Below are 26,010 nucleotides of genomic sequence, written 5' to 3'. Positions count from 1 at the left end.
CGGGTGACATGATGAATATGCATCAGGGACGGAACGGCGGGCGACCGCTGGTCTCCGTCATCATGGCCAATTTTCAGGCCGGCGATAAGATCGTCATGGCCTTGCGCTCGGTGCTCGACCAGAGCATGGGCGACCTGGAAGTGATCGTCAGCGACGATGCGTCGGGGGATGACAGCGTGGCGCGCGTGCAGGCGCTGATGGCGGGTGATCCGCGCATTCGGCTGAGCCTCTCCGAGACGAACCAGGGGCCGGCGCATTGCCGCAACCGGGCGCTGGAGATGGCGCGGGGCCTCTGGATCGCCGTGGTGGATTCCGACGATATCCTGCATCCCGAACGCTTCGAGCGGCTGCTGGCGGCTGCCGTTAGCCACGATGCCGATATCATTGCCGATGACCTGCTATTGTTCCACGAGGATGGCAACGCGCCGAAATTGATGCTGGGCGAGGATGCACCCACCAGTTTTGCCGTATCGCCCGAGAAATGGGTGCTTGCCGGTATGGATGGCACGCCGGCGCTGGGTTATCTCAAACCGATGATCCGGGCCGAACAGCTGGGGCAGACGCGCTATGACGAGAGCCTGCGCATCGGCGAGGATTATGATTTCGTGCTGCGGCTGCTGCTCGACGGCGCGCGCATGACAGTTGTGCCCGAACCTTTCTATCTCTACCGCCGCCACTCGGCCTCGATCTCGCATCGGCTGTCGGTGCACGACATGCAGGCCATGGTGGAGCGGCAGCGGGCGCTTGTTTCGCAGTATCCCGCAATGCCGGGCGCACTTGCTGCGGCTTTTGCCAAGCGGCTGGCTGTGCTGGAGACCGGGCTGGGCTATGAGGCGCTGGTGGCGAGTATCAAGGGCCGCCGGGCAGGGCAGGCGTTGAAGCTGCTGGCCGGTGATCCGAGCCATCTCGGGCGGCTGTGGGCTTCCTTTAGCGAAGGTCGTCAGCGTCGTGACACACAAGCCCAGTCTTTAACGCAGCCGAGCCGATCGCTGACGCTGGGAGGGCAGGGCGTGCCGGCCTATGTTCCGGCCGGGCAGATAAACTGGTCGGCTCCGCGGCCACGACATGTCTGGCGCGAACTGGCCGCACATGCTGGAGCCGAATGCACGGTGCTTGATGCTGCGGGTCGCTATGCCGCCGGGTTTATTCCCGAGGTGCGGCTGATTGAGCGCCACGCGCTGGCGGAGGCGTCATGATGGCCGCGCCGCGCCAGCTCACGCTCAATATCGCCTGGCTGCTGACTTTCGGCGCCTTTGCCGCGCTGGTGCTCAATGCCATGTTCGGGTCGCTGGCGGCGCTGACCTTCATGGGCTGCGGCGGACTTCTTATTGTCAGCAACATTCCGGCGACGGTGGATAGCCTGCGGCGCTGGTGGTTCGTGCTGCTGCTGCCGGCCTATTGCATGCTGACGGCGCTGTGGTCGCAATATCCGGCCAATTCGCTGCGCTACGGGCTGCAGCTGGCGTTTACTGCCATGGTCGCGATCATCATCACCGGGCGGCTGTCCACGGCCGCGCTGATGCGGCTGATGTTCATCGTCTATGGCATTGGCGTCGTGGCCAGCATCCTGTTCGGCCGCACCGGTCTCGGCGGCAGCTGGCTCGGGGTGTTCGGCAGCAAGAATGCCTTTGCCGCGCATATTGCTGTGTTTGCGCTGATTGCCGTTGCGGTGGCGGCTGATGGCAAGTCGTCGTGGCCGTTGCGGGCGCTGGGTGCCGCGGGTGCGCTGGCCTCGGGGCCGCTACTGATCCTGGCGCAATCGACGGGGGCGACGCTCATGGTGGCGCCTTGCGTTGCCATCATTCTGCTGAGCCTGATGTCGGCGCGGCTAAGCGGTATGCAGAAGATTCTCGTCTTTGCGCTGCTGCTGATCATCGCCGCTGCACTGGCGCTTCTGGTGGCGACGACCGGCGATGCGCTGCTCGCGGAAATCCTCGAGGGCTCGGGCAAGGATGCGACGCTGACCGGGCGCACCGATCTCTGGGCCACCGGCCTCAGCTATATCGCCGAACGGCCTTTGCAGGGGCTCGGCTACCGCGCTTTCTGGGTGTCCGGCTTTGCGCCGGCCGAGGAGCTTTGGGCGATGTTCGACGTGCCCTCGGGCGCGGGCTTCAACTTTCACAACACCTATATTTCCAATGCCGTCGAGATCGGGCTGATCGGGCTCGGGCTGCAGATTGCCATCATGTATGGCGGGGCGATCCTGATGGGCGCCTATACGTTCATGCGGCCCAGCGCACCCAATGCGCTGCTCTTGGCGCTACAGACCCTGATGATCCTGCGCAGCTTCATCGAGGTGGAAGTGTTCTTCGAATTTTCCATCCGCTCGATCATGGGCATTGCCACGCTGATCTATGCCGCCGCGGGTCTGCTCGCCTTGCGCCGGCAGTCGCTTCCCGCGCCGCGCCGTCCCTCCAGAGGAGTTTTGAGCCATGTCGCAGCAGACCGGCCTCGTCCACTTTCGCACCCCAACCTATAAGCGGCCCGAACAGCTGCGCCGCGCGCTGGACTCGATGATTGCCCAGACGTCGCCGGCTTGGGTCTGCGATGTCTATGACGATGATCCGTCCGAGGCGGGCGGCTTCGTGGTCGCCGAGCTGAACGATCCCCGCATCCGCTATACGCCCAACAAGCCGCAGCTGTTTGCCTCGCGCAATATCGACCACTGCTTTTCAGCCGATAACCCGCATGGCGCGGAGTATTTCTGCGTGGTGGAGGATGACAATTTCATCCTGCCGACTTTCGTCGCCGACAATATCGCGCTGATGCGGCGCGAAGGCGTCGAGATCGTCTTGCGCAACCAGCTAGTCGAATATGCCAGCGGCACGGCAGCGGCGAGCGTCGGCACCGTGGGCGTACTGGATGACCTCTTCACCGATGGGCTGTATCAGGCCGAAGAATTCCGGCTGGCGCTGCTGGCCGGCATCGGGGTGTCCAATGGCGGGCTGTTCTGGTCGGTGCGGGCGCGATCGCCGCTGGAAATCCAGTATGGCTGCACGGCGACGCTGCAGGAATATCTGCGCACCTATTCCATTGCCGAGCCGGTGTATGTGGCGATGGAGCCGCTGGCGGTCTGGGCGGAAAATGCCGAGCAGACCACGCGCAATGCCGAACTCGATGCCAGCTATCTGCGGCGCGAGCTTGACCTCAAGCGCGCCGTGCAGGCGCTGCGGCAGAAGGTGTGGAGCGAGACCAGTATTGGCCAGCGCGCTGCCTTCATGACCAATCCGCGCTTTGCCGCGCCGGTCAGCGTGCGGGCGACCAATGTGGCCAAGGCGCTGATCGGCGAAAAGCTGGCCGGGCACGTCTCGCCGCTTGAAGCGCTACGCCTGCGCAGCCGCGGCATGCTGATCCGGGCGCTGGGGCGGTTGACGCCGGAGTTCGATCTCTTTGTCGCCTCGCGCGACGTGTAGCCTCATATGACCATAGCCGTCGACAAACAGCCCAAGCGCGATCACCTGACCACGGGCCGGGCCTCTGCGGCGATCCGCGGCACGCTGTGGTCGCTGGTCAGTAGCCTGGTGCCCAGCGCCCTGGGCTTTCTGGTGTTTCTGGCCAGCTCGCGCGTTTTGACGCCGGCCGAATTCGGCATTGTGGCCTTTGCCGTGAGCATTGCCAGCGTCGGCGTGGCGATTGCCCCGGCGGGGTTTCGCGAGGCGTTGATCCAGCGCCAGACCATTACGCCCGCGCATCTCGATACGGTATTCTGGCTCTGTGTTGGTGCGGCGCTGATGATCTATGCGGCGCTCTGCGGGGCAGGGCCGTTCATCGCCCAGGCCTCCAACCAACCGCAACTGGCGCTGCTGATTCCGCTGGTCGCGGCGCGGGTGATCTTCGAAATGGCGGCGGCGGTGCCCAATGCGCTGATCGTGCGGACCATGTCGTTCAAACTGCTGGCGCTGCGGACCACGGTCGCGTCCGTAGTGACGGCGCTGGTGTGCCTCGGCCTGCTGTGGGCCGGCCTTGGCCTCTGGGCCCTGGCCTTTTCGCAATTGGCCGGCGCCATCGCCGCCTGTGTGGCGGCGCTGATGGGCGCGCGCTGGCTGCCCGGGCTGCGCTTCGATCGGGCGGCGCTGCGCGACCTGCGCGCCTTTGGCCTGTTCTCCAACGGCAATCACTTCATCACCACGATCAATCTCGACCAGTTGCTGATCGGCGCGCTGATGGGACCGGCGTGGCTGGGCATCTACAGTTTTGCCCGCCGCATCTTCCAGATCCTCACGGACCTGATTTCCGGTGCGCTGAACCTCGTCTCCTATTCGCTGCTGTCCTCCATGCAGCGCGAACCGGCGAAACTGCGCCACGCCTATCTGCTGGGGACATTTGCCTCCTCAGTCGTAGCCTTTCCGGTGTTTGCCGGCCTCGCGCTGGTGGCGCCCGATTTGATCCCCTTTGCCTTTGGCGAAGCCTGGGTCTCGGCCGTGCCGGTGGTGCAGGCCTTTTGTGTGCTGGGTCTGCTCACCTCGGTGGGCATATTGCAGTCGTCGCTGATCCGGAGCCAGGGGCAGGCGGATCTGTGGTTCTACTATATCCTCGGCAAGCAGCTCGCGACGGTACTCTATATCTTCCTGTTTTCCGGCTGGGGCGTGGTGGCGCTGACCACCTCGCTGGTGATCCTCAACCTGCTGCTGTGGTTGCCGACGCTTCACATGGTGGTGCGACTGCTGGGCGTGTCGCTGTGGACCTATCTCGCCTCCTTCGCCTTGCCGGTCGCCGCGACCCTTGTCATGTGGGGTGCTGGCTGGCTGGTGCAGGCCGAATTGGCCCATACCGACCAGATGCTGCGGCTGGGCGCAACAATAGGCGCCGCAGCCTTGAGCTACGGCGCCGTGATTGTGGTGTTGGGACGAAGGCGGATCGAAACGCTGGTGGGCTTCCTGCGCAGCCGCCGTTAGGCGACTGCCACCCGGCTGCGCACGAAACCATCCACCGCCGCCTGGGCGCGCTCGGTCACCTGTGCAATCATCGCATCGCTGCTCAACTGCGGTTCGAGCTTGGCCATGTTTTGTATATGCCGGGCGGCCGACGACGTGAAGAAGCTGTTGGGAATGGCGGCGAGCGGCGACGCGCTGAACCGGCCAACCTTGCCCAATTCTCCACCGCGCCCGGTGCGGGCGATATAGGCTTCCAGCACACTACTGGGTTTCAGATCATTGAGCCGCACGTCGAGATTGAGCGCGCCGGCCCAGTCGAGCCATTTCTTGTGGTGGCCGCCATAGATCGGCTTGGCACCGATCCAGGGCGTGCGCAGGGCATCGGCGACGATGGCGCCATGCATGGCTTCGGTGATCAGAAGGCGGGCGCCGCGGATCTGGCTCAAGACCTTCTCCACCGGCTCGGTGGCGTCGATCAGCGTTATGCCAGCCATGCGGCAGGCTTCCGCCCAATTGCCGCGCTCGAGGCTTTCGTAATGCGGCATGAAGGCAATGCCCACGCGATCGTCGGGCGCCGGCAGCTCCATGGTGCGCAGCAGGATGGCGCTGTCGCAGATGGAGAGGCTGGGATCGATCTTGAGCGTCCTGGCCGTATTGGGGCCACGCACGAAGCGAATGTCCCAGCTGCCGTCATGCACATCGGGCAGGCCCATATAGCCGGCATAGCCGGAGCCCATGACGAATTTGCGGGCGGTCGGCGACAGATGATCGCCGATAATGGAACCGATACCGACGAAGAGTTCGCTCTCGTCCTCGTCCAGGAAACCCTTGGGCAGGATGGCTGGCCAGACGCTGAGGTTCAGCTCGTCGCCAAAATTCGGCACCGTGCCGCGGAAAAATACCAGCTTCATCAATTGCCCTCGTTGGTTTGGCAGAGAATGGATTGGTCGAAGGCGCAGCCCTCGCCCAGCGGGGTGAAGGCGACCCAGTCGACCTCCATGGCTATGGGCTGACTGACCGGCGAGAAGGGGCCCATCCAGTCGGTCAGCGTGTCCGAACCCCAGAGGCTGAAGAAGATGCGCTGCGGATTGGTCGGGACCATTTTCGGATCGTCGATAGTGCGGACCAGCTCGCCGTCGATGTAGTAGCGCACCCGGTCCGGCTCCCAGGTGAAGGCTAAGGTGGTGAAGTCGCTGTCGGAGGCATGGGGCAGGGCATGGGATTGGCCGGCGCCGATCTCGCCATCGCCGCTCACGCCTTTGACGAAAGTGGTGGTATCGACATGGCCGGTATCCCTCAGCAGGATTTCGAAGTCGATCTCGTCGTGCGGCTTGCCCTGCTGCTGGCCAATATAGGTGAAAAAGGCCGCGTTGAGGCCTGAGCCGGCCGGGGTCTTAAGCCGGGCCTCAAAGGTGCCAAAGCCATAGGCGGTCTTGGTCTGGATTTCGCCACAGCGGTTCTGCCGCTCGCCCTTGAGCACTGGGGCAAAACCGACCCGCAGATTGCCGCCGGTGACCTTGGCCTGATCGGTCGACCAGGTGCAGTTCTGGTGAGCGCCATTGCTCCAGCCATCCGAAACATACCAACGCGCGGAATCGAGGCTGTCGAAGGTATCGTGGAAAGCGGTGCCTTGCGCAAAGGCCGGAGCGGCCTGGGCCAATGTGGCCAGCGCAACCGTAGCAAGGAGGTTACGGATCATCATGGGGTTAGCTCCAGTTTTGCAACCACCACATCACCGGCCAGGAGAGGCGTGGTGAGGTCGGCGGCCACTTCGGCGCCATCGCGCATGATGACATAGTTGAATTTGGGGGCCGCATCCCCGGGGACGGCAACGCCGGTGTAAAAGGCAGCCTCCTGAACCAGACCCTGCTGGGTGCCGATCTTGAGTTGCAGCGCGGCGATCTGGCCATCGACTGTCTGGCGCTCCAGCGTCAGGTCGGAAATACGCTGGTCAGTCAGACGGGCCTGTTCGCGCTGGGCCGCGGCGATGTCCTGCTGCGCCTGCAAAGCCGTGGTCTGGGTATCGAGCAGGCGGGATTCCAGGTCCGACACATTGGTCTGCAGCGTCGAGACGCGGGAGGCGAGTGCCAAGCCGTCGTCGGAAAGGGCGGTGATCTTTTCGAGCTGTTCCCGAGCAGTGACGATCTGCGTTTCTGTCGCCGCTTCCTTCTGCGCAAAAGCCTCGATCTGCCGGGTTAGCAGGGCGACCTGGTCGGTCAGCGAGGTGGATTGGGCTTCGGCCTGGCGGCGCTGGGCCTCGAGGATGGCGGTCTCGGCCGCCAGCAGGGCGTCGATGTCGGCAATGCCGTCCAGTTCAGGCGGCACGGTGATTTCCGTGGCGCCGGCCAGTTCGGCATCGAGCCGTGCCCTGCGCACCTGCAGCCGGCGGTATTCGTCTTCCAGCACGGTCAGTGCGCCGGAGGTGGTTAGAATTTCCCGCTCGGGACGGGCCGAGGCTTCGGCGCTGCGGCGTTCGCCGCCGGCCAGGGCCAGGGCTTTCACGACGGTCAGGTTGGGGGCGAAGGGATATTCGCCGGGGCTGCCGACATCGCCGGAGACATAGATCGGGCCATAGGCGGACACTTCCACGGTGACGGTGGGGGCGGTGCTGAGACCGAGCGTCTGCTGCAAAGCGCCGCCGAGGCTGGCCGCTAGGTCGGCGCTGGTCCGGCCGGCGCTTTCGGTGGCGCCGACCATGGGGAAATTGACCATGCCATCGGCGCCGACGACATATTCGCCGCCCAGCGCCGTCCATTCCACGAAGGTCGAGTCAGCGGCTTTCCACTGTACGACCTTGATGTTCAGCTTGTCGGAGATGCCGAGCGTATAGGGCGTGGCGGCCTGCGCGGCGCCGATCCAGGTGACCCCGAGGAGGAGGGCGGCTAGCGTGCGCCTGGCGATGCTTGTCTGGCTTGTTGTGGCATTCATGCGCCCATCCTTGCTGCTGTTCGCGTGTGCAAGGATTGTTGAGACTGATCGTGCCCGCAATGGGGCACGGGCACGCGGCGGCGCGGCCGCGTGCAATCATTCGTTCAAGCTAAGCTACTGATTTCCATCGTCTTTCACGGTAAGATCGATAGCTGCCACCTCACTCAGGACAGGTATGCGCGGGGCGGCCAACTGAATCTCGACCCGGGGGGGCTTTCGGCCGCTATTGCGACGCACCAGGGTGCCCTCGGGCGCGAATCCGAGTGAGGCGAGGCGACGGCGCTGCTGTGGCGAGAGGGCAATCCACACCAGCGTCCGTTCGCTGTCGGGCAGAGCGCCGAACTCCTGCTGATGGGCATTGCTGCGGGTCTGGATCTCAAACACGCCGGCATTGGTTTCCTCACCGGCCTGCACCATGGCCGCAAACAGCTTTGCGGCGTGCAGCGGAGACAGCTGTAGATTGCGGTCGAAATAGACCACCACTTCTTCAAGGGTTGCGTCCGGTACGGCGGCTTGGACTCGGCGGATGACTTCGCTGCAGGTCTGCTGCTTGAGGCGGGCGGTCAGGCCATGGGCATAGGCGCGGGCGGCCTTGGGGCCCATGACGTCGCCATCGATTTCGCCGCCCACCGGATAGCGGCTGACGCAGTGCTGGCAAATCCAGCGGGTCTCGGGTCCGTGCGTGACTTCATAGGTGAAGCGCAGTGTGTTGCGCCCGCAAAAGCCGCAGTCACTGCTGAGGCTGACGTCGTCACTGATCTGCCAGGTGTAGCTCCAGTCTTGCGGATTCCCCACGCCATCGCACAAGGTGTAACGGTTTTGGACCAATGCATGCTCTCTTGCTGTTTGGATGCCTTCGGAGCGCGAAATCCACTTCTGTGGATGTGACCGGCACGGCCGGAGCCATGGTCGACCACGAAGTGTGACCGAATCTTCAATCACGCCTGCGCAATTCTTCGCATCCAGCATGAAATCCGAATCCGGCCAGACCATGGCGAGGCTAGGCCGTCATTGGCTTTGCGTAAATGGCTGGCAGGACAATGCATTAGCGGCATGCGCCTTGTGGGAAGCTGTCACCAGTTCTGGGGATGTACAGGCTCGAATGCAGCGCTACGGCTGGATTGCCCGCATCGAAGGAGACGGCAATGACACTGACTTCGGCCGCCTGGCTGGCCATGGCAGCCTATTCGATGCACATCATGGAAGAGTTCGCCTTCGACTGGCGGAACTGGGCGCGTGAGGTGATCGGCCTGCCGGTGGAATGGACGGACTTCTTTGTCACCAATGCGGTGGTGGTGGCCGTGGGCATTGCCCAGGCCATGCTGGCGGAGAGCATGCCGTTGGTGTCGCTGAGCTTTACCGGACTGATGCTGATCAATGCGCTGTTGTTCCACTTCCTGCCGATGATCCGCGCCAAAGGGCGCTTTTCACCAGGCGCTGCGACGGCGCTGGTGTTGTTCCTGCCCAGCATCTGGTTCTCCTGGTCCATTGCGCTGTCGACCGGGGTTGGAGACGTTTGGACCATTGCCGGCGGCGTGGGGATCGGCGCCCTGTTGATGGCCTATCCGGTGGCTATGCTGAAGCTGCGGTCCTTGCCGTATTTCCAGCAGGTCGGACGCCAGGCTTAGTACCGTCGGGCCATTTCTAGCCCTATCACCAGTTCTGAGGATGTTGCTCGCCTATGGGACGCCTAAGCCTCGCGCATGCTGAATGTCAGCATTGCGGCTGGGCGCCGATGTCATGGAGAGCAGAATGCAACAGCATATCCCGTCGGCCGGCGGCATCACGGGCCTGGTCAATACGCGCAATGTTGGCCGACTGGCGCTGATCGGCATGGCGCTGTTCCCGACGCTGTGGGGTTTTCTCGGCCTGCTCAACGATGTCACCGACTTCAATGACACCCTGGTCAATGCGGTCGAACCGATGATCCAGATGACCGATACCTATGGCAATCCGCTGCAGCAGGTGCGGGCCATCACTGCGCCCTGGGTCGGGCCGGTGGCGCTGGTTGCCATCATCGCCGTGGAAACGCTGGCCGGTATTTTCGGGCTGATCGGGCTGGTGCTGATGCTGCTCAACCTCGGGCGCAGCAGTGCCGACTTTGCCAGGGGCAAGGCCTGGATGATGCTTGGGTGCCTGTTTGCCGTGCTGATCTGGGGTGTCGGCTTCATGGTGATCGCCGGCGACTGGTTCCTGTCCTGGGAGGCCAAGACCAACTCGCTCGATGGCCAGCTGGGCGGCATGATCTATTTCCTGCCCAATGCGCTGGGCCTGATCCTCGCCACGCTGCATCGCGAGGACTAAGCCAGCGCGATTCGGCCTGTTGCGTGTCTCACGGCAGCGGCGCCGAAAAGCGGCTGCGTTGATCGCTTTGGGTTTTTGTGTGGTGAAAGAAACTTAGCCTTAACCGGACAGAAAATCGGCTTGCCTATCCATGGTGGCAAAGTAACCCCCGGTATTGTACTGATATTTTGTCAGGGCGCGTCACCTTGGCATTGATCAAGACATGCGGGGGCGGTCGTGGATATCAATGCGGTTATTGGCGACATCTATGATCTTGGCTCGAGCCAGGGTGACTGGTTGTCGATCGGCCGGCGGCTGTTCAAATGCCTGGGTGCCGATGCCGGCACGATGCGGTTCCGGCAGGCCAATGGCCAATCGGTCAATGTCTTCGAACTCTCCCGTGCCGGGGAGACCCGTTATGTCGATCACTATGCCCATATCGACCCGATCCGCGCCGCCATCAGCCGGATAAAGCCGACCAGCGACTGGGCCAGCGCCGTAGCGGTGTCGGAGGACCTGGTCGACGACGAGCAATACCGGCAGTCGGAATTTTACCGCGATTTTGCCCGGCCCAATGGCCAGGATCACATGCTGGTCGGCGCGGTGGGGGACCGCGAGGGCACGGTGGTCGGCTTCTTCCGCCAGGGCATGGCCTTTGGCAGCGAGGAGCGGGCCAAGCTGGTGCGGGTGCTGCCGCATATCCAGCGCTCGCTGCAATTGCGCCAGCGGCTGCAGGATGCCGAGCTCAATGCCCGCGTTGGCTATGCGGCCTTCGAGGCGCTGCCGGGCAGTGCGCTGGTGGTCGATGCCGATCTCAATGTGCTGTTCGCCAATGCCGCCGCGGCGCGGTCGCTGTCGGGGCGCGGCCTGCCGATCGGCATCGCAGCGCCGTCGCATAATGTGCATGGCACGCGGCTGCTGGTCGATAATCGCGAGCGCTCCAACCGCCTGCGTGCGCTGGTGCGCGATGCGGCATCGGGCGGCAGCGGCGGGGCGATGCGGATCGAACTCGATACCGGCGACCTCGATCGCATGGGGCAGCTTGCCGTGCTGGTCTCGCCGCAACCGAAACATCTCGGCGGGCGCAAGACCTTCCCGGGCGAGCTGACGCCGGTTTTGATCCTGATCACCGAATTGTCCCGGCCCAGCGCACCAAAACCGTCACTGCTGAGCGAGTTGTTCGGGTTGAGCGCGGCCGAGGGGGCGGTGGCGCTGGCACTGCTCGGCGGGCAGACCGCCGAGAGCGTGGCGCGCGAGCGCGACGTGTCGCTCGAAACCGTGCGCAGCCAGATCCGCACGGTGTTGCGCAAGTCGGACGCTACCAATCTGCGCGACTTCGAGCGGATCGGTGCGCTGCTCACGGCGCTAGCGCGCTAGGCGATCACCAGTTCTGAGGATGGCAGACGCGGTGCCATCTCCTATCCAATAGGACCTGAGGAAAGGCCGTTTCCATGAGGGATGGCAGCGCCTTGGTCCGAGGAGGAAGTCATGATCGCCGATGCCATCAAATTCGTGCTGACCAATCTGCCGGCCTTCCTGTGCCTCGCCGCCGTGGTCATCCCAATGTTCGTCAAGCGCGGCACGCCGTGGCCGGACCGTTATCTCGGCTGGGTGCTGCTGCTGGCCGTCGGGCTTGACGGCATCTGGGCCGGGCTATTCCATGTGTTTTTCCCCGCCTTGGCCTCGGCGCAGATCGGCTGGCAGCCGAGCCCCTATGAGTTCGAGGTTGGCGTTGCCGATATTTCCTACGGTGTGGTGGCCGTGCTTGCCTTCTGGCGTAGCCTCGCCTTCAAGACCGCCATCGGGCTGTTTGCGGTGCTGTATTACAGCGGCGTGTCAGTGGGGCATTTTGTCCAGGCCTATGCCAATGGCGATACGTCGCCCGACAATTTCGGCCTGCTGCTGATCCTGACCATTGCCCGGGTGATCGTGCTGATGGTGTTGCTGGCCTTGGCCAATCGCGGTGGAAGCAAGAGATGGCGCGTTCCCATCTGGGCCTAAAGCGCACCGATGTCGTCCTCCCCTGGTTCACGCTGGCAGGCGTCTGCCGTTGGTGGCTTGGTGCTGATCGGTGTCGGCTCGGCGCTGTTGTTTGACCAGCTTGGCTATGAGTTTCCAAACCGCTGGATTTTTCTGGTGCTGCTGGTGCCGGGCGGTGTTGCGGTGGCGGATGGAACTCGGCTGGCCGGGCGCGAGGGCTGGAGCGACGTGAAAGTGCTGTCCCGATTGATCGCCGGTAGCCTGTTCGGGCTGATCGGGGGGGTGATGTCGCTGGGCCTCGATAGCGGCCTCATCCTGCCAGCGCTGATTGTCATGCTGGGGGCGGGGACAATCCTGCGGGCGGTGAGGGGCGCTGGTCGTCACCAGTTCTGAGGATGCCGGACCGTGGTGCGGTCGGTAGGGAAAGGTTCGATATGCGGTGGAGTAAGGGCATGGCAGGCAGGGTTTTCGGTCTGGGCACGATCCTTGGATTGGCACTGCTGGCTTTCGGCCTACCGGTGCAGGCCCAGACGCCGTTTTATTCCGCCGATGCTGCAGCCATTGCCGGCGGCGCGCCGGGCTCGCTGATCCAGAATGTGCGGCATGACGTGCCCGCTTTCGGAGCCAGCAAATATATCGTGCTGTACCGCTCGGTCGGGCTCAAGGGCGAGCCGATCGCGGTGTCCGGCATGGTTTTCGTGCCGCCGGGCCAAATGCCCGCGGGCGGCTGGCCGATCGTTGCCTGGGCGCATCCGACCAGTGGCGTCGTGTCCAAATGCGCGCCATCGCTGGCCTACTTCGGCAATGAGCAGGTGCAGGGGCTCGAGGATCTGTTGAGGCAGGGCTATGTGGTGACGGCGACGGATTATCCGGGTCTCGGCACGCCGGGCCCGCATCCCTTTCTCGTCGGCGACAGCGAAGGCCGCGCGGTGCTCGACTCCATCCGGGCCGCGCGTGAACTGATCGGCGGACGCTCGCCGAATGCCACGCTATGGGGCCATTCGCAGGGCGGACAGGCGGTGCTCTATGCCGCCGATCTGGCGCCAAGCTATGCCCCCGATATCAAGCTGCTCGGCGTGGCGGCGGCCGCGCCGGCAACAGATCTCGCCAAGCTGATGAATGACGATTATCCTACCGCGGGCGGCCGAAACCTCCTCGCCATGGCGCTTTATGCCTGGAACCAGGTGTTCGATGCGCCGATGGATGAGGTGGTGACGGCCGAGGCGATTGGCACGGTCGATGCCTTGGCAGAGGTGTGTCTTGAGTCACTGGAGGACCTACTGCCAAGGCTGTTCGATGGCCACGACCTGATGAAAAGCTTTTTGTCGGTCGATGACCTCACCAGCCTGCCGCCGTGGAAGGCGCTGCTGACGGAAAACACCATCGGCGCCTTACCGACAGCGACGCCGGTGCTGCTGGTGCAGGGCAGTGCCGACCAGACCGTCGTGCCGGATGTTACGGCGGAATATATGTCAGGCCTTTGCCAGGCCGGCTCGCATGTCACCATGCAGGTGCTGCTGGGCGGGACGCATTACGAGGCGGCGCGGGAGGGCTATCCCTATTTCATCGCCTGGCTCAACCACCTGCAAAACGGCCAGCCTGTAACCGACAATTGCCCTTGAGTTTCAGTCTTTTCCAAAGCGAGCTTCATGTCATGGATATCCTGTCCCAATTTCTGACGCAGACGCCGGTCTGGGTCTGGGTCCTGTTCGCCTACCTGCTGTTCCGCGGCATCAAGGGACGCAATCCCGGCGACACGACGCTGCTCAAGATGGCCATTCTGCCGGTGATTTTCACCGCCTGGGGCCTCTATGATCTGGTGACGCTGTATGGCGTGGCGCTGGATACGGCTGGGTTCTGGCTGGTCGGCATTGCGCTTGGCGCGGCGGTGGGCTGGGGCATTGTCTCGCGCTACGAAATCGTCCCCAACCGCGCGGCTGGCACGCTGCATCATCCGGCCGATTACACCCTGCTGCCGCTGCTGATGCTGACCTTTGCCGTGAAATACGGCTTCGGCGTCGTTGCTGCCGTGTCACCCGATCTGCTGCAGGAAACGACGTTCCGCATCGCCGACCTGACCCTTTCGGGTCTGTTCACCGGCATCTTCATCGGCAAGTTCGCCCGTTACGTCTGGGTCTGGAACAATGCCCCGGTCGTGCAGACCCAGCCGTAACCAAGGATATCTCATGCCCAAGCTGCGTAGGCTTTATGTCCTGGCCACCATGGTCGCACTTGCTACTCCGGCCATGGCACTTGAATGTCCGGTGCTGGCCAAGCTGGATGATCCGGCACTGGCAGGCGTCGTGGCGCATATCCTGCCCGATGGTGTCGATCTCGACGCGCCGGATGCGCTGGAGACAGCGATCTTCGATCTCAAGCAGGCCGGCGTGCCGGATGATGCCGTGCTCGACAATCTGATCGCCAGCTATTGCTTGACCACCGATGGCCAGGCGGATTTATCGGACGATGCCAAGACCGAGCGCCTTGAGGATTTTTCGCAGAGCGCAACACAGCTGGTGTTTGGCCAGAGCCAGTAAAACTAGCCCATCATCCGCTGGTCGAGATTGCCGAGGATCCACAGGCTGCCGCCGACCATGATTAGGATCAGCAGCCCGGTGAAGAGGATCAACTGCAGGTCTTCGCGCTTTGACTTAGACAGGTCGATGTGGAGGAAGAAGCGGAACTGCACCACGACCTGGATGACGGCAAGCAGGCCGATGACTGCCAGCAGTGCCGGGCCGGCGAGAATCTTGAAGACCGCCAGCCCGAAGGCCGCTGCTGTCAGCAGCAGAGCCAGCGACAGCCCCCAGAGATAGGCGGCGCGCTCCTGGCGGGCCTCGGCATTGGGTTGCGGCAAGTTATGGCCGCCGGCATTGCCTTCCCAGGGACCACTCATGCTGACACCACCGGTAGATAGACCAGAGTAAAGATCACGATCCAGACCAGATCGAGGAAATGCCAGAACAGGCCAAGCCGCAGCAGGCGCGAGCGCACCGGGCGGGAGAGGCCGAATATGGCGATCTGGGCCAGCATGACGCCGATCCAGATGCAGCCGACCAGCGCATGCAGTCCGTGCAGCGACAGCAGCACGAAAAAGCTCGAGAGAAAGCCGCTGGTCTGGGGTGTTGCACCCTGGGTTATGAGCGACGAAAATTCGCGCAGTTCGAGACCGAGGAAGCCGAGGCCGAGCAGCAGGGTGACGACGAGCCAAAGGCTTGCGGCGCGCTGGCGGCCCTCCTTGAGCGCCACGGCCGCCATGCCGAAGGTGAAGCTGCTGAGCAGCAGCACTATGGTTTCGAGGAAGGCATTGCCGATATCGAAAAGCTCGGCGCCGGAGGGGCCACCGGCGGTGCGGCTAACCATGGACGCATAGGTGGCGAACAGCAGCGCGAAGAGGATCGCGTCGCTCATCAGAAAGGTCCAGAAACCAAAGACCGTTACCTCGGCATGGCGTGCATCCTGCGGTCGCGCATGGGTGAGGTTGATGCCGGGGTGCTGGCGCTCGCTCATTGCGCATCTCCCTGCTGCGCCAAAATGGCCTGCTTCCAGCGCAGTTCTGTCAAGGCGATTTCGCTCGCCGGAATGATGCGGGTGGTTTCGGTGGCAAAGCTGCGGGCGATGGTGATGCCGACAATGCCGATGATGGCGAGACCGGCCAGCCACCAGATATGCCAGACCGTGGCAAAGCCGAGGAGGAAGGCAAGGGCACCGAAGACTAGGCCGACCATGGTGTTGCGCGGCACTTCGAGCGGCTCGTAGCGTTCGGGCCAGAGATGGGGCGTGCCCATATCCTTGGCCACCTGGAAGGCGTCCAGCGTGCAGACAGTGGGCAGCACGGCAAAATTGTATTCGGGCGGCGGCGAGGAGGTGGACCATTCGAGCGTCTGTCCGCCCCAGTGGTCACCGGCAAGATTGGCGGTCTGCGCCCGGTTGCGGATGCTGACCACCAGCTGGATGATCTGGCTGACGATGCCAAGCAGCACCGACAGCGCGCCAATGGCGGCGATGATGAAATAAACCTGCCATTCCGGCTGGTCGTAATAGGTCATGCGGCGCACCGCGCCCATGAAGCCCAGCACATAGAGCGGCATGAAGGCGAGGTAAAAGCCGACGACCCAGAACCAGAAGGCGCGACGGCCCCAGGTCTCGTCGAGTGGAAAACCGAAGGCTTTGGGAAACCAGTAGGCATAGCCGGCGAACAGGCCAAACAGCATGCCGGGGATCAGCATGTTGTGGAAATGGGCGATCAGGAACAGCGTGTTGTGGAAGACATAATCGAGCGGCGGGATGGAGAGGATGACCCCGGTCATGCCGCCGATGACGAAGGTGAGGATGAAGGCGATCGACCACAGCATCGGCGTATCGAAGCGCAGCCGGCCGCGATACATGGTGAGGATCCAGTCATAAACTTTCACGCCGGTCGGTACGGCGATCACGGCGGTCATGATGCCGAAGAAGGCATTGACGTTGGCATCGGCGCCCATGGTGAAGAAGTGATGCAGCCAGACGGTGAAGCTCAACACGGCAATGCACATGGTGGCATAGACCAGCACATTGTAACCAAATAGGCGCTTCTGGCTAAAGGTTGGTATAACGGTAGAAAAGACGCCAAAGGCCGGCAGGATCAGGATGTAGACCTCGGGATGGCCGAAAATCCAGAACAAGTTGGCATAGTTCATCACATTGCCGCCGCCGTCATTGGTGAAGAAATGCATGCCCAAGTAGCGGTCAAGCGCCAATAATCCGCCCGCAACGGTGAGGCCGGGCAGGGCGAAGACGGCAAGGAGGCTGGCGCAGAGCGCGGTCCAGCAGAACAGCGGCATCTGCATCAGCCCCATGCCGGGCGCCCGCATCTTGTAGATGGTGACAATAAAATTGATGGCGCTGAGCGTCGTGCCGGTGCCGGCGATCAGAAGCGCCATGATCCAATAGTCGACGCCGACGGTGGGGCTGTAGCTGAGTTCGGTATAGGGCGGATAACCGGTCCAGCCGCCGGTCGAGAAGACGCCGATGACCAGCGAGGCCATGACCAGCGCCGCGCCGGCGGCGGTGAGCCAGAGGCCGATGGCATTGAGCAGCGGGAAGGCGACGTCGCGGGCGCCAAGCTGTAGTGGTACGACATAGTTCATGATGCCGAACAGGAAGGGCATGCCCATGAAAAAGATCATGATCGTGCCATGCGAGGAAAACACCTGCTGGAAATGATCGGGCGTCAGATAGCCCTCATTGCCCATGGCGATGGCCTGCTGCGCCCGCATCATCAGCGCATCGACGAAGCCGCGCAGCAGCATGACGAGGGCCAGGATCACATACATGATGCCGAGCTTTTTGTGGTCGGTGCTGGTGAACCATTCGGTCCAGAGATAGGTCCAGGCCTTGAGCCAGGTAATCAGCCCAACCACGGCCACGCCGCCGAGCACGATGGTCGCCGCGCCGCCGGCGGCGATCGGGCTGTAGAAGGGCAGGGCGTCGAGCGTGAGCTTGCCGAACAGCAGGTCGGGGTTCATGGCGCATGCTCCGCATGATTTGCGGCGGGCGCCATCTCGGGCATCGAACCATGCGCGGCCATGATGGTGTGGAAGAGTTTGGGCTCGACGGTTGAATAGAGTCTTACGGGACCGGCGATGGTTGGCGTCGACAGGGTTTCGAAGCCCGCTGCGTCCAGCGCATCGCCACTGGCGCGCGCCTGGGCGAGGAAGGATTGGAAGCCAGAGACATCTACCGCTTCGGCGGCAAAGGTCTGGGCGGAGAAGCCATCGCCGCTGAACATGGTGTTGCGGCCGTCATAGACGCCGGGCCGATCGGCCAAGAGGTTGAGCTGTGTCTCCATGCCGGCCATGGCATAGATCTGACCACCCAGAGCCGGGATGGAGAGGGAATTCATCACCGTGTCGGAGGTCAGCTCAATTGTGAGCGGGCGGCCGACGGGGAAGACCAGCCGGTTGACGGCGGCGACATTCTCGTCCGGGTAGATGAACAGCCATTGCCAATCCAGCGCCACCGCCTGCACCACCAGAGGCGGCAGCCCCGATGCTATGGGCTTATAGGGATCGAGCGCATGCGTGCGGTTCCAGACAATGAACCACAGCGCCACGACGATCACCACCGGCATGAACCAGATGCCGATTTCGACCGCGCGCGATCCGGCCCAATGCGGCTTGTAGGCGGCGCCGGTTCCGGCGCGATAGCGCCACAGCACGAAGCCCACCAGCAGGAACACCGGGGCGACGACGATCAGCATCAGGCCGACGGAGTCAAAGAACAGGTCCCGCGTGGCCGCCGAAACGGGGCCCGCAGGATCAAACAGACTGTCCTTGAACATCATCACCTCGAATAGACCAAGATGGCCGCGCGACCAGGTGTCAGACAATACGGGCGATGACTGGCAAATCCATCACCACTTCTGAGGATGGCGGCGGTTCGTCCGTTCAGAATCCGTTATTTTTGTGTGCAGCTGAGCAGTGCTGGAGCATTGTCGTCTTGAGTGGTGTCGTAGAGGTTGGCGGTATTGCCGGTGCTCCACCACACATATTTGCCCGCCGCATAGCGCACGCCCGAGCCAGAGAGGACCGAGGCAAACACTAGCGGCTGTGTTTCGCCAGAGACCGGCACGACGGCCAAAAAGTTAGGATCGGCATTGACATAGCTGACGTCGAGCGAGCCGTTGTCGCCGCAGTCGTAGGTCACCTTGGTTTGCTGGAATTCTCCAGCGGTAGTGAGTTCAACCTGCCCGCTATCCGCAAAGGCGGCGCAGGGGGCAAGGCAGAAGGCGAGAAGGGCAGGGCCGGCAAAGCGGGCGTTCATGCATGTCTCCTTCGGTTGAGCTTGGCGGATTGATGACTATCCACGCTGCTAGACCGTGCCGATTTGCGCCGCATCCTCACAACTGGTGAGGGCCATTTCAAAGGGTTTCCGGCGAGAGGGGATTTCGTGGAATTAACGTGCTCCGCCCCGCCCGTACAATAGACGACTAATCCACTAGGCATTGTTGAATAAACATCGGCCAGGAGTAGGCTTTAGGCATTGTCGGATCCCAAGCGAGATACCTGCCAAGAGGAATTTGACGTGTCTCTGATCTCATCGAGCGCGCTACGGCGCACAGTGCAACCCACCCTCGCAGCCGTGCTGCTGACCAGCGTTTCGGCCATGGCCGTGATCGCCCAGGACCAGCCCGTCACCGGCGGCACGCTGGTCTACCTGGAACAGCAGGCCCATACCAATCTCTATCCGCCGGCCGGCGGCTTCTACCCCAATAGCGGTATTCTCAACCAGATTACCGACAAGCTGACCTGGCAGAACCCGGAAACGCTCCAGAACGAGCCGTGGCTCGCCGCGAGCTGGGAGATCAATACAGACGCCACCGAATATACCTTCAAACTGCGCCCGGGCGTGACCTTCTCCGATGGCACGCCGCTCGATGCCGCCGCCGTCGCCAAGAATTTCGATGTCTTTGGCCTGGGCAACAAGGAACTTGGCTATCCGGTCGCCGAAGCAATCAACAATTACGACCACAGCGAAGTCATCGACCCGCAGACCGTCAAGTTCGTGTTCAAGGCGCCTGCGCCGGGCTTCCTGCAGGCGACTTCGGTGATCGGTTCGGGCATCGTGGCACCAAGCGTGCTGGAGCAGCCCTACGCTGAACTGGGTGATGCCACCAAGATCATCGGCTCGGGTGCCTTCGTGGTCGACAGCGAAGTGCTGGGGCAGAGCCTCAACCTAAAGGTGCGCGAGGACTATGCCTGGGGTCCGGCCAATATCGAGCATCAGGGCCGCGCCTATCTCGACGCCATCCAGTATATCGTAACGCCAGAAGACAGTGTGCGCATCGGCGCGCTGCTGGCCGGCCAGGCTGATGTGATCCGCCAGATTCAGGCCTATGACGAGGGCCAGGTCGAGGCGCAGAGCTATAGCGTGCTGTCTGCGCCGACGCGTGGCGTCAACAACAACGCCGTGTTCCGGCCGGACAATCCGCTGGTTGCCGATATCAAGGTGCGTCAGGCGCTGACGGCCGCGACCAATAGCGCCGAAATCGTCCAGACGATTTTCTCCTCGCACTATCCGCAGGCCACTTCGGTGATCGCTTCGACCGCGGCGGGCTATGTCGATCTCTCCGACAAGCTCGTGTTTGACCTGGAGAAAGCCAAGGCGCTGCTCGATGAGGCGGGCTGGGTGCCCGGTGCCGATGGCGTACGCGAGAAGGATGGCGTCAAGCTTGAGCTCAGCGTTTATGAATCGCTGCCGCAGCCGCAGAGCCGCGCCACTTTCCAGCTGCTCAGCCAGCAGTGGGCCCAGGTCGGCGTCAAGCTGAACGTACTGGCTGGCGATGCCGGTAGCGCCGCGGTCGATCGTCTCGACCCGCTCAAGACGCCGGTGGTGTCGGCCATGGTCGGCCGCGCCGATCCGGACGTCATCAAGTCCAACTTCTACCCGAGCAATCGCGATGCCCTGCTGCAGAAGGGTGGGCTCAATCCAAATGCGACCTTTGAGGACGCAAAGCTCAACGATCTGCTGCTGGCCATCGCTTCGGAGCCGGACAATGCCAAGCGGCTCGAACTGGCCGGTGAGGCACAGGTCTACATTCTCGACCAGGCTTATGTGATCCCGATCTTCGAAGAGCCGCAGGTGTTTGCCGCCGCCCCCTACGTGCATGACGTGAGCTTCGACGCAGTGGCGCGCCCGAGCTTTTACAACACCTGGCTGTCACCCCGATAAGGCGCGGCCAGACTGGCTGTCCGGTTGCCCTGTGCCGGACAGCCCCCTTTTCCCGACGATGGAGCGAGGCACATGACACGACTTCTCGTGAGCAGAATTGGACAGGCAGCCGTGGTGCTGCTGCTGGCCTTTACCGCCTCGTTCCTGCTGCTGCAGGCCCTGCCGGGCGATGCCATCCTGATCAAGTATCAAAACCCGGAAATGGGCCTGACGCCGGAGCAGATTGCCGAAATCCGAGTGCTCTATGGCGCCGATGCGCCGATCTGGGCGCAGTATGGCAACACCCTGTGGAATTTCCTGCAGGGCAGTTTTGGCTATTCTGTGCAGGCCGGCGTGCCGGTCAATGCGCTGCTGGCGACCAATCTGCCGCCCACGCTGCGACTGGCCAGCCTAGGCCTGGTGTTTGCGGTGCTGATCGCCGGTGTGTTGGCTTTTGCCGCGACACTGGCACCTTTTGCCTGGCTGCGGAACCTGCTGCAGTCGCTGCCAGCCCTGATGATTTCGGTGCCGGTGTTCTGGCTGGGCATCATGCTGATCCAGATTTTCTCGTTCCGCCTGCGCCTCGTGCCGATCATCAACCCGTCCGAGTTCCAGGCGCTGATCCTGCCGGTGGCGACGCTGGCGCTGCCGATTGCTGCGCCGCTGGCGCAGATCCTGATCCGCAGTCTCGACGAGGTGCAGACCCAGCCCTTCGTCAGTGTCGCCCGCGCCAAGGGCGCCAGTCGACCCTGGGTGCTGTGGCACCATGTGCTGCGCAATGCGCTGCTGCCGGTTCTGACCATTGCCGGCGTGCTGTTCGGCGAGTTGCTGGCTGGCGCCGTGGTCACCGAGACGGTGTTCGGCATCAATGGGCTGGGCCGGGTCACCGAACAGGCCGTGAGCTATCAGGACACTGCCGTGTTGCAGGCGATCGTCATCCTCGCCGCTGTCGGCTTCGTGCTGATCAACCTCGTAGTCGATCTCGTCGCGCCGCTGATCGATGCCCGTCTAAAAAATCCGGTCGGAGCCAGCGCATGAGCAATCTCGACCTTTTCACAACGCGTCGCCCCGAACTTGGGCTGAGCAAGCTGCGCCAGCTCGATGTGACGCTGGTGCTGTCCTGGGCGGTGGTTGCCATCGCCGTGGCCTGGGCCGTTGCGCCGGGTCTGTTCACGCCGCATAGCGGTACGGTCGGTATTGCGGGTAACCAGTTGCGCGCGCCCGATGCGACGCATTGGTTCGGTACCGATGAAATCGGCCGGGATGTCCTGGCGCGCATCATCTATGGCGCAATCAATTCGCTCTCTGGCGCCGTCGTTGCGGTCGTGGTGGGTTTTATCGGCGGCACGTCCCTCGGGCTGATCGCCGGCTCGGTTGGCGGGCGCCTCGATACGATCATCATGCGCATTGTCGATGTGCTGCTCTCGGTGCCCGGCCTGCTGTTTCAGCTATCCCTCATCATCATTCTGGGCTTTGGGACGGTCAATGTCGCCATCGCGGTGGGCACCACGACCGTGGCCGGCTTTGCCCGACTGATGCGCTCGGAAGTCATCCGGGTGCGTCGCGCCGACTATGTCGAGGCCGCCTTCGGCAGTGGTGGACGGTTTGGCGCCGTGTTGTGGCGCCATGTGCTGCCCAATTCGCTGGGCACGGTGATTGCCTTTGCCGCACTGCAGTTCGGCAGCGCCATCCTCGCCATTTCGACGCTGGGTTTTCTTGGCTATGGCGCGCCGCCGCCGACCCCGGAATGGGGCCTGCTCATTGCCGAAGGTCGCAATTATCTGACCACGGCCTGGTGGATGACCACCTTCCCGGGCGTCATCGTCATCCTCATCGTGCTCGCCACCAATCGCATTAGCCAGTCCCTGCGGAGAACGCCATGACCACCATCGTGTTTCCCAATCAGCCCCCCGTGCTTGCCGTCGAAGGGCTGAGCCTTGCCTATCGGCAGGAAGCCGGCTGGCGGCGCGTGGTGGAGGATGTGTCCTTCACCGTGGGTGCCGGCGAAGTCGTGGCTCTGGTCGGCGAGTCCGGTTCGGGCAAAACCTCGACCGCGCAGGCAGTGATCGGCCTGTTGCCGGACAATGGCCGGGTGGAAGCGGGCAGCGTGCGGCTCAGTGGTCCCGAGATCACCGGCTGGTCCAGCCGGCGGCTCGACGCCATCCGCGGCAAGTCGATCAGCCTTGTGCCACAGGATCCTGGGTCTTCGCTCAATCCGGTATTGACCATCGGCGCCCAGGTCGGGGAAATCCTGCGGCTGCATGGCGAGCGCGATGGCCGCCTGCGTAAGATCTGTGTGCTGGAACTGCTGACCCGCGTCGGGTTGAGCAATCCGGCGCTGCGCTATGATCAATATCCGCATGAGTTGTCCGGCGGGATGAAGCAGCGCGTGCTGATCGCCATTGCGGTCGCTTTGCGGCCCGGGCTGATCATTGCCGATGAGCCGACAAGCGCGCTAGACGTTACGGTCCAACGCCGCATTCTCGATCTGATCGACGCATTGCGCAGCGAATTCGGCACGTCCGTTTTGTTGGTGACGCATGATCTCGGCGTGGCCGCCGACCGGGCCGACCGCATCGTGGTGCTGAAGGGCGGTCGTATCCAGGAACAGGGGCCGACGGCAGCGTTGCTGGCTCGGCCAAGCAGCGACTACACGCGTCGATTGCTGGCCGATGCGCCGTCGCTCGCGCCGCTCAGCCTGCGCTTGACGCCAGTAAAGGCTGAGGCAAGCATTGTGGTTTCTGGGCTCACGCAGGACTTCAACGTCGCTGGCAAAGCCTTTCGAGCTGTTGATGATGTGTCTTTTGCGGTGGCGGCTGGCACGACGCATGCGCTGGTCGGGGAATCCGGCTCCGGCAAGACCACCATTGCGCGCAGCGTCGTCGGCTTTCAACGTCCGACGTCTGGCCGAGTCACCATCGAGGGCACAGAGATCACTGCGCTCTCCGGTGAGCCCTTGCGCCAGTTCCGGCGGAACGTGCAACTGGTGTATCAAAACCCCTTTTCCTCACTCGATCCACGCCAAAGCGTCTGCGAGATCATCGGCGAGCCGCTGCGCAATTTCGAGCCGGTCGGCAAGGCTGAGCGCCATGAGCGGGTGGCGGCCATTCTCGCCCAAGTCGACCTGCCCGCTGATACGATCGGGCGCAGTCCCCGGGCCCTGTCGGGCGGTCAACGCCAGCGTGTTGCCATCGCCCGCGCGCTGATCCTTGAGCCGCGCGTGCTGGTGCTCGACGAGGCAGTTTCGGCACTCGACGTCACGGTACAGGCTCAGATCCTGCGACTACTGGAAGACCTGCAGCAGCAATTGGGACTGACCTATCTCTTCGTCACTCACGACCTCGCGGTGGTGCGCCAGATTGCCCACACCGTCACCGTGATGCAGGCGGGCCGCGCGGTGGAAAGCGGCGCGGTGGCTGAAGTCTTTACCCGGCCGCAGGCGAATTACACCCGCGAACTTCTCGCTGCCATTCCCGGTCGCCAGCTGCCGAGCAGCGCCCGAAACCTCGAATATGCCGGAGCCGCAGAATGACCGACAATACCAAACGCCTGGGCTTTTTTACCCGGCTGCTCGATGACGCAACGCCGGCCGAGCGCTATCGCCTCGCCATCGAGCAGATCGTCAAGGCGGAGGAGCAGGGCTTTGACGCCGCCTGGGTGGCGCAGCACCATTTCAACCACGACGAGGGCGGCCTGCCATCGCCCTTCGTGTTCCTCAGCCACGTTGCAGCGCGGACGAGCACCATTCGCCTTGGCACCGGCATCGTCACCCTGCCGCTCGAAGCGCCGTTGCGGGTTGCCGAAGATGCGGTGGTATTTGATCTGCTGAGCGGTGGTCGGCTGGAATTGGGCGTCGGTAGCGGCGGCACGGCAAGTTCGTTCACTGCCTTTGGCCTGGATAGTGCGCAGCGCGGAGCGATCCATGGCGCCAACCTGGCCGTGGTGCGGGCGGCGCTGGATGGCGCCGATGTTGGCGGCGGCAACCGGCTTTATCCCGAGGGCAAGTCGCTGCTCGGCCGTATCTGGCAGGCGACCTTCTCGGTGGAGGGCGGCCAGCGCGCGGGTGCGGCGGGTGATGGCCTAATGCTGTCGCGCACCCAGCCGCGCAGCAAGGACAATCCACAGGCCAGCCTCGCCGACCTGCAGCAGCCGATCATCGATGCCTATCTGGCGGCGCTGCCGGCTGGTGTCGAGCCGCGCATCCTGGCCTCGCGCACGCTGTTCGTCGCCGATGACCAGGCCACGGCCTATGAATGGGCCGATATCGGCCTGCAACGCATTGCCGACAAGTTTGTGGCTTCAGGCCATATCCTGAGCGGCGACAGCCTCGAAGACCTGATCAAATCCTTCGATACCCATGTCGGCGCACCGCAGGATGTGATCGCCAGCCTGGCCGAGGACGCGACGCTTGACCGGGCCACGGATATTTCCTTCCAGGTGCACTCGGTCGATCCGCCGCACGCGCTGATCCTGCGCTCGCTCGAGCTGATCGCCACAGAGGTCGCCCCGGCGCTTGGCTGGCGCAATCAGCCGAACACCCCACGCTTTGCCATAGCCCGCTAAACCAGCAGAGGAGCGTTCCATGAGCGCCCAGCATACCGATCTTATCGACCAAATCCTGTCCATCACGCCCGGCTCACGCCTCGACGTGCTAAGGCGCCATCGCGAAGTGGCGCGGGAAAATATCCAGAAGGCCTATGTCGCGCTGTTCCAACCCCGTGACGTAACGCAGGTCACGCTGTTGGAGCGGCTCGCAGTCGCCAGTTTTGTGGCGGGCCTGCATGGCCAGATCGTCCTAGCTGACCATTATGCCCATAGCCTGTCGCAGGCGGAGGATGGTCCGGTGCTCTCGGCGCTGATCACCGGCGAAATCGAGGCCGGCCAAACCGAGGGTCCCTATGGGATTTATCCGGCTGGTCCGCTGTCGGCCGAGAACAAGGCCGGGCCGCATTATCGGGTTGGGGCCGATGCGCGCAAATTGTTGGGCGACAAGCTCAGCGCGGCGCTCGAACATGCACACTTGCTTGTCTTCCGCCCACGCGACGCTAGCCGCGAAGCGCTGCAGGCCCTGCTTGATGCCGGCTGGAGCACCAGCGCCATCGTGACGCTATCGCAACTGGTCGCCTATCTCGCCTTCCAGGTGCGCATGGTCGATGGCCTGACCGCGCTTGCCAGCGCCAGCGAACAGCCGATTGCCGCAAATTCCGATAGCTTCACTGCCGCGCTCGCCGCTGGCAACAGTTTGTAAGGATCA

27 protein-coding genes are annotated in these 26,010 nt (G+C 63.2%); 18 read left to right on the top strand and 9 right to left on the bottom strand.

The genetic code is table 11. The features are described 5' to 3' along the window. Nucleotides 1-11 precede the first annotated feature (11 nt). From BM045_RS14925 to BM045_RS14910, 4 genes are read left to right on the top strand one after another with little or no spacing between them, the layout of a single operon-like run. Nucleotides 12-1,196 (top strand): glycosyltransferase family 2 protein, encoded by a 1,185-nt coding sequence (locus BM045_RS14925; protein WP_170848528.1) that lies wholly within the window; start codon nucleotides 12-14, stop codon nucleotides 1,194-1,196. After that, nucleotides 1,193-2,479: an O-antigen ligase family protein gene (locus tag BM045_RS14920; RefSeq protein ID WP_092184626.1), complete on the top strand. Its 1,287-nt coding sequence runs from the start codon at nucleotides 1,193-1,195 to the stop codon at nucleotides 2,477-2,479. Before BM045_RS14925 ends, BM045_RS14920 begins: the two co-directional genes overlap by 4 nt. Next, nucleotides 2,433-3,413, top strand: a complete 981-nt coding sequence (locus tag BM045_RS14915; RefSeq protein WP_092184624.1) for a glycosyltransferase family 2 protein — start codon at nucleotides 2,433-2,435, stop codon at nucleotides 3,411-3,413. The genes BM045_RS14920 and BM045_RS14915 overlap by 47 nt, the downstream gene beginning before the upstream one ends. A gap of 6 nt (nucleotides 3,414-3,419) precedes the next feature. Then, nucleotides 3,420-4,895 carry a lipopolysaccharide biosynthesis protein gene (locus BM045_RS14910; protein ID WP_092184622.1) on the top strand — a complete coding sequence of 492 codons (1,476 nt, stop codon included), beginning with the start codon at nucleotides 3,420-3,422 and terminating at the stop codon, nucleotides 4,893-4,895. On the opposite strand, the gene BM045_RS14905 is transcribed toward BM045_RS14910, so the two are convergent. The 4 genes from BM045_RS14905 to BM045_RS14890 form a co-directional block, all read right to left on the bottom strand. Continuing rightward, a complete protein-coding gene (locus BM045_RS14905; RefSeq protein WP_092184620.1) occupies nucleotides 4,892-5,785 on the bottom strand; it encodes a polysaccharide pyruvyl transferase family protein in 894 nt (297 codons plus the stop codon). The two genes, BM045_RS14910 and BM045_RS14905, sit on opposite strands and share 4 nt — an antisense overlap. Then, nucleotides 5,785-6,576, bottom strand: coding sequence for a family 16 glycosylhydrolase (locus BM045_RS14900; protein WP_092184618.1), 792 nt, complete (start codon nucleotides 6,574-6,576; stop codon nucleotides 5,785-5,787). The genes BM045_RS14905 and BM045_RS14900 overlap by 1 nt, the downstream gene beginning before the upstream one ends. Next, nucleotides 6,573-7,802 carry a polysaccharide biosynthesis/export family protein gene (locus BM045_RS14895; RefSeq protein WP_092184616.1) on the bottom strand — a complete coding sequence of 410 codons (1,230 nt, stop codon included), beginning with the start codon at nucleotides 7,800-7,802 and terminating at the stop codon, nucleotides 6,573-6,575. Before BM045_RS14895 ends, BM045_RS14900 begins: the two co-directional genes overlap by 4 nt. A gap of 114 nt (nucleotides 7,803-7,916) precedes the next feature. Further along, nucleotides 7,917-8,795, bottom strand: coding sequence for a hypothetical protein (locus tag BM045_RS14890; protein ID WP_139198812.1), 879 nt, complete (start codon nucleotides 8,793-8,795; stop codon nucleotides 7,917-7,919). A gap of 152 nt (nucleotides 8,796-8,947) precedes the next feature. Between BM045_RS14890 and BM045_RS14885 the strand changes: the two genes are divergently transcribed. The 8 genes from BM045_RS14885 (at nucleotide 8,948) to BM045_RS14850 (ending at nucleotide 14,602) form a co-directional block, all read left to right on the top strand. Then, nucleotides 8,948-9,430 (top strand): HXXEE domain-containing protein, encoded by a 483-nt coding sequence (locus BM045_RS14885; RefSeq protein ID WP_092184612.1) that lies wholly within the window; start codon nucleotides 8,948-8,950, stop codon nucleotides 9,428-9,430. A 124-nt stretch (nucleotides 9,431-9,554) separates the two neighbouring features. After that, on the top strand, nucleotides 9,555-10,106 hold the full coding sequence (locus tag BM045_RS14880; protein WP_092184610.1) for a DUF2165 family protein: 552 nt from the start codon (nucleotides 9,555-9,557) through the stop codon (nucleotides 10,104-10,106). Nucleotides 10,107-10,322: 216 nt separating this feature from the next. Then, nucleotides 10,323-11,462 (top strand): helix-turn-helix transcriptional regulator, encoded by a 1,140-nt coding sequence (locus tag BM045_RS14875; RefSeq protein WP_092184608.1) that lies wholly within the window; start codon nucleotides 10,323-10,325, stop codon nucleotides 11,460-11,462. Nucleotides 11,463-11,573: 111 nt separating this feature from the next. Continuing rightward, nucleotides 11,574-12,086, top strand: a complete 513-nt coding sequence (locus BM045_RS14870) for a DUF6790 family protein (RefSeq protein WP_092184605.1) — start codon at nucleotides 11,574-11,576, stop codon at nucleotides 12,084-12,086. A 9-nt stretch (nucleotides 12,087-12,095) separates the two neighbouring features. Beyond that, nucleotides 12,096-12,458, top strand: a complete 363-nt coding sequence (locus BM045_RS14865; RefSeq protein WP_139198811.1) for a hypothetical protein — start codon at nucleotides 12,096-12,098, stop codon at nucleotides 12,456-12,458. Nucleotides 12,459-12,517: 59 nt separating this feature from the next. Beyond that, nucleotides 12,518-13,687, top strand: coding sequence for an alpha/beta fold hydrolase (locus tag BM045_RS14860; protein ID WP_170848527.1), 1,170 nt, complete (start codon nucleotides 12,518-12,520; stop codon nucleotides 13,685-13,687). A gap of 32 nt (nucleotides 13,688-13,719) precedes the next feature. After that, the gene (locus tag BM045_RS14855; protein WP_210185029.1) at nucleotides 13,720-14,238 is read left to right on the top strand and encodes a DUF6622 family protein; all 519 of its coding nucleotides are present in this window, start codon (nucleotides 13,720-13,722) and stop codon (nucleotides 14,236-14,238) included. A 13-nt stretch (nucleotides 14,239-14,251) separates the two neighbouring features. Next, complete coding sequence (locus BM045_RS14850) at nucleotides 14,252-14,602, top strand: hypothetical protein (protein WP_092184599.1); 351 nt, start codon at nucleotides 14,252-14,254, stop codon at nucleotides 14,600-14,602. 2 nt (nucleotides 14,603-14,604) lie between these two features. Here BM045_RS14850 and cyoD read toward each other — a convergent pair whose 3' ends face one another. The 5 genes from cyoD to BM045_RS14825 all read right to left on the bottom strand — a co-directional run bounded on the left by cyoD (nucleotide 14,605) and on the right by BM045_RS14825 (nucleotide 18,869). Next, entirely contained in the window at nucleotides 14,605-14,961 is a 357-nt protein-coding gene (cyoD, locus tag BM045_RS14845) for a cytochrome o ubiquinol oxidase subunit IV (protein ID WP_092184597.1), read from the bottom strand. After that, a complete protein-coding gene (locus BM045_RS14840) occupies nucleotides 14,958-15,575 on the bottom strand; it encodes a cytochrome c oxidase subunit 3 (RefSeq protein ID WP_092184595.1) in 618 nt (205 codons plus the stop codon). The genes cyoD and BM045_RS14840 overlap by 4 nt, the downstream gene beginning before the upstream one ends. Further along, complete coding sequence (locus BM045_RS14835) at nucleotides 15,572-17,572, bottom strand: cbb3-type cytochrome c oxidase subunit I (RefSeq protein WP_210185028.1); 2,001 nt, start codon at nucleotides 17,570-17,572, stop codon at nucleotides 15,572-15,574. The genes BM045_RS14840 and BM045_RS14835 overlap by 4 nt, the downstream gene beginning before the upstream one ends. Continuing rightward, the gene (locus BM045_RS14830; protein ID WP_170848526.1) at nucleotides 17,569-18,387 is read right to left on the bottom strand and encodes a COX aromatic rich motif-containing protein; all 819 of its coding nucleotides are present in this window, start codon (nucleotides 18,385-18,387) and stop codon (nucleotides 17,569-17,571) included. Before BM045_RS14830 ends, BM045_RS14835 begins: the two co-directional genes overlap by 4 nt. A 116-nt stretch (nucleotides 18,388-18,503) precedes the next feature. Then, a complete protein-coding gene (locus BM045_RS14825) occupies nucleotides 18,504-18,869 on the bottom strand; it encodes an MliC family protein (RefSeq protein WP_092184591.1) in 366 nt (121 codons plus the stop codon). Between the two features lie 342 nt (nucleotides 18,870-19,211). Between BM045_RS14825 and BM045_RS14820 the strand changes: the two genes are divergently transcribed. The 6 genes from BM045_RS14820 (at nucleotide 19,212) to BM045_RS14795 (ending at nucleotide 26,004) form a co-directional block, all read left to right on the top strand. Beyond that, nucleotides 19,212-20,777 (top strand): TIGR04028 family ABC transporter substrate-binding protein, encoded by a 1,566-nt coding sequence (locus tag BM045_RS14820; RefSeq protein ID WP_092184828.1) that lies wholly within the window; start codon nucleotides 19,212-19,214, stop codon nucleotides 20,775-20,777. Between the two features lie 72 nt (nucleotides 20,778-20,849). After that, entirely contained in the window at nucleotides 20,850-21,794 is a 945-nt protein-coding gene (locus tag BM045_RS14815; RefSeq protein WP_092184589.1) for an ABC transporter permease, read from the top strand. Further along, nucleotides 21,791-22,639 carry an ABC transporter permease gene (locus BM045_RS14810; RefSeq protein ID WP_092184587.1) on the top strand — a complete coding sequence of 283 codons (849 nt, stop codon included), beginning with the start codon at nucleotides 21,791-21,793 and terminating at the stop codon, nucleotides 22,637-22,639. Before BM045_RS14815 ends, BM045_RS14810 begins: the two co-directional genes overlap by 4 nt. Next, nucleotides 22,636-24,288 carry a dipeptide ABC transporter ATP-binding protein gene (locus BM045_RS14805; RefSeq protein ID WP_092184585.1) on the top strand — a complete coding sequence of 551 codons (1,653 nt, stop codon included), beginning with the start codon at nucleotides 22,636-22,638 and terminating at the stop codon, nucleotides 24,286-24,288. The genes BM045_RS14810 and BM045_RS14805 overlap by 4 nt, the downstream gene beginning before the upstream one ends. Beyond that, complete coding sequence (locus tag BM045_RS14800) at nucleotides 24,285-25,319, top strand: putative FMN-dependent luciferase-like monooxygenase (RefSeq protein ID WP_092184583.1); 1,035 nt, start codon at nucleotides 24,285-24,287, stop codon at nucleotides 25,317-25,319. The genes BM045_RS14805 and BM045_RS14800 overlap by 4 nt, the downstream gene beginning before the upstream one ends. A 19-nt stretch (nucleotides 25,320-25,338) precedes the next feature. Further along, nucleotides 25,339-26,004: a CMD domain protein gene (locus BM045_RS14795; protein ID WP_092184581.1), complete on the top strand. Its 666-nt coding sequence runs from the start codon at nucleotides 25,339-25,341 to the stop codon at nucleotides 26,002-26,004. Nucleotides 26,005-26,010: the final 6 nt, after the last annotated feature.

It is taken from the genome of Devosia sp. YR412, assembly GCF_900110945.1.
In the GTDB taxonomy this organism is placed as follows: Bacteria; Pseudomonadota; Alphaproteobacteria; order Rhizobiales; family Devosiaceae; genus Devosia.
The sequence above is the reverse complement of the archived record's forward strand: the minus strand, read 5'-3'. Positions and strand labels throughout refer to the sequence as shown.

What these genes read in the sequence shown, in the direction of transcription:
- BM045_RS14825 (WP_092184591.1), bottom strand. Translation starts at nt 18,869, where the DNA reads ATGAACGCCCGCTTTGCCGGCCCTGCCCTTCTCGCCTTCTGCCTTGCC.
- BM045_RS14925 (WP_170848528.1), top strand. Translation starts at nt 12, where the DNA reads ATGAATATGCATCAGGGACGGAACGGCGGGCGACCGCTGGTCTCCGTC.
- BM045_RS14885 (WP_092184612.1), top strand. Translation starts at nt 8,948, where the DNA reads ATGACACTGACTTCGGCCGCCTGGCTGGCCATGGCAGCCTATTCGATG.
- BM045_RS14800 (WP_092184583.1), top strand. Translation starts at nt 24,285, where the DNA reads ATGACCGACAATACCAAACGCCTGGGCTTTTTTACCCGGCTGCTCGAT.
- cyoD (WP_092184597.1), bottom strand. Translation starts at nt 14,961, where the DNA reads ATGAGTGGTCCCTGGGAAGGCAATGCCGGCGGCCATAACTTGCCGCAA.
- BM045_RS14855 (WP_210185029.1), top strand. Translation starts at nt 13,720, where the DNA reads ATGGATATCCTGTCCCAATTTCTGACGCAGACGCCGGTCTGGGTCTGG.
- BM045_RS14840 (WP_092184595.1), bottom strand. Translation starts at nt 15,575, where the DNA reads ATGAGCGAGCGCCAGCACCCCGGCATCAACCTCACCCATGCGCGACCG.
- BM045_RS14860 (WP_170848527.1), top strand. Translation starts at nt 12,518, where the DNA reads ATGGCAGGCAGGGTTTTCGGTCTGGGCACGATCCTTGGATTGGCACTG.
- BM045_RS14890 (WP_139198812.1), bottom strand. Translation starts at nt 8,795, where the DNA reads ATGGTCTGGCCGGATTCGGATTTCATGCTGGATGCGAAGAATTGCGCA.
- BM045_RS14900 (WP_092184618.1), bottom strand. Translation starts at nt 6,576, where the DNA reads ATGATGATCCGTAACCTCCTTGCTACGGTTGCGCTGGCCACATTGGCC.
- BM045_RS14895 (WP_092184616.1), bottom strand. Translation starts at nt 7,802, where the DNA reads ATGAATGCCACAACAAGCCAGACAAGCATCGCCAGGCGCACGCTAGCC.
- BM045_RS14815 (WP_092184589.1), top strand. Translation starts at nt 20,850, where the DNA reads ATGACACGACTTCTCGTGAGCAGAATTGGACAGGCAGCCGTGGTGCTG.
- BM045_RS14915 (WP_092184624.1), top strand. Translation starts at nt 2,433, where the DNA reads ATGTCGCAGCAGACCGGCCTCGTCCACTTTCGCACCCCAACCTATAAG.
- BM045_RS14810 (WP_092184587.1), top strand. Translation starts at nt 21,791, where the DNA reads ATGAGCAATCTCGACCTTTTCACAACGCGTCGCCCCGAACTTGGGCTG.
- BM045_RS14820 (WP_092184828.1), top strand. Translation starts at nt 19,212, where the DNA reads ATGGCCGTGATCGCCCAGGACCAGCCCGTCACCGGCGGCACGCTGGTC.
- BM045_RS14910 (WP_092184622.1), top strand. Translation starts at nt 3,420, where the DNA reads ATGACCATAGCCGTCGACAAACAGCCCAAGCGCGATCACCTGACCACG.
- BM045_RS14835 (WP_210185028.1), bottom strand. Translation starts at nt 17,572, where the DNA reads ATGAACCCCGACCTGCTGTTCGGCAAGCTCACGCTCGACGCCCTGCCC.
- BM045_RS14805 (WP_092184585.1), top strand. Translation starts at nt 22,636, where the DNA reads ATGACCACCATCGTGTTTCCCAATCAGCCCCCCGTGCTTGCCGTCGAA.
- BM045_RS14795 (WP_092184581.1), top strand. Translation starts at nt 25,339, where the DNA reads ATGAGCGCCCAGCATACCGATCTTATCGACCAAATCCTGTCCATCACG.
- BM045_RS14880 (WP_092184610.1), top strand. Translation starts at nt 9,555, where the DNA reads ATGCAACAGCATATCCCGTCGGCCGGCGGCATCACGGGCCTGGTCAAT.
- BM045_RS14850 (WP_092184599.1), top strand. Translation starts at nt 14,252, where the DNA reads ATGCCCAAGCTGCGTAGGCTTTATGTCCTGGCCACCATGGTCGCACTT.
- BM045_RS14920 (WP_092184626.1), top strand. Translation starts at nt 1,193, where the DNA reads ATGATGGCCGCGCCGCGCCAGCTCACGCTCAATATCGCCTGGCTGCTG.
- BM045_RS14865 (WP_139198811.1), top strand. Translation starts at nt 12,096, where the DNA reads ATGTCGTCCTCCCCTGGTTCACGCTGGCAGGCGTCTGCCGTTGGTGGC.
- BM045_RS14870 (WP_092184605.1), top strand. Translation starts at nt 11,574, where the DNA reads ATGATCGCCGATGCCATCAAATTCGTGCTGACCAATCTGCCGGCCTTC.
- BM045_RS14905 (WP_092184620.1), bottom strand. Translation starts at nt 5,785, where the DNA reads ATGAAGCTGGTATTTTTCCGCGGCACGGTGCCGAATTTTGGCGACGAG.
- BM045_RS14830 (WP_170848526.1), bottom strand. Translation starts at nt 18,387, where the DNA reads ATGTTCAAGGACAGTCTGTTTGATCCTGCGGGCCCCGTTTCGGCGGCC.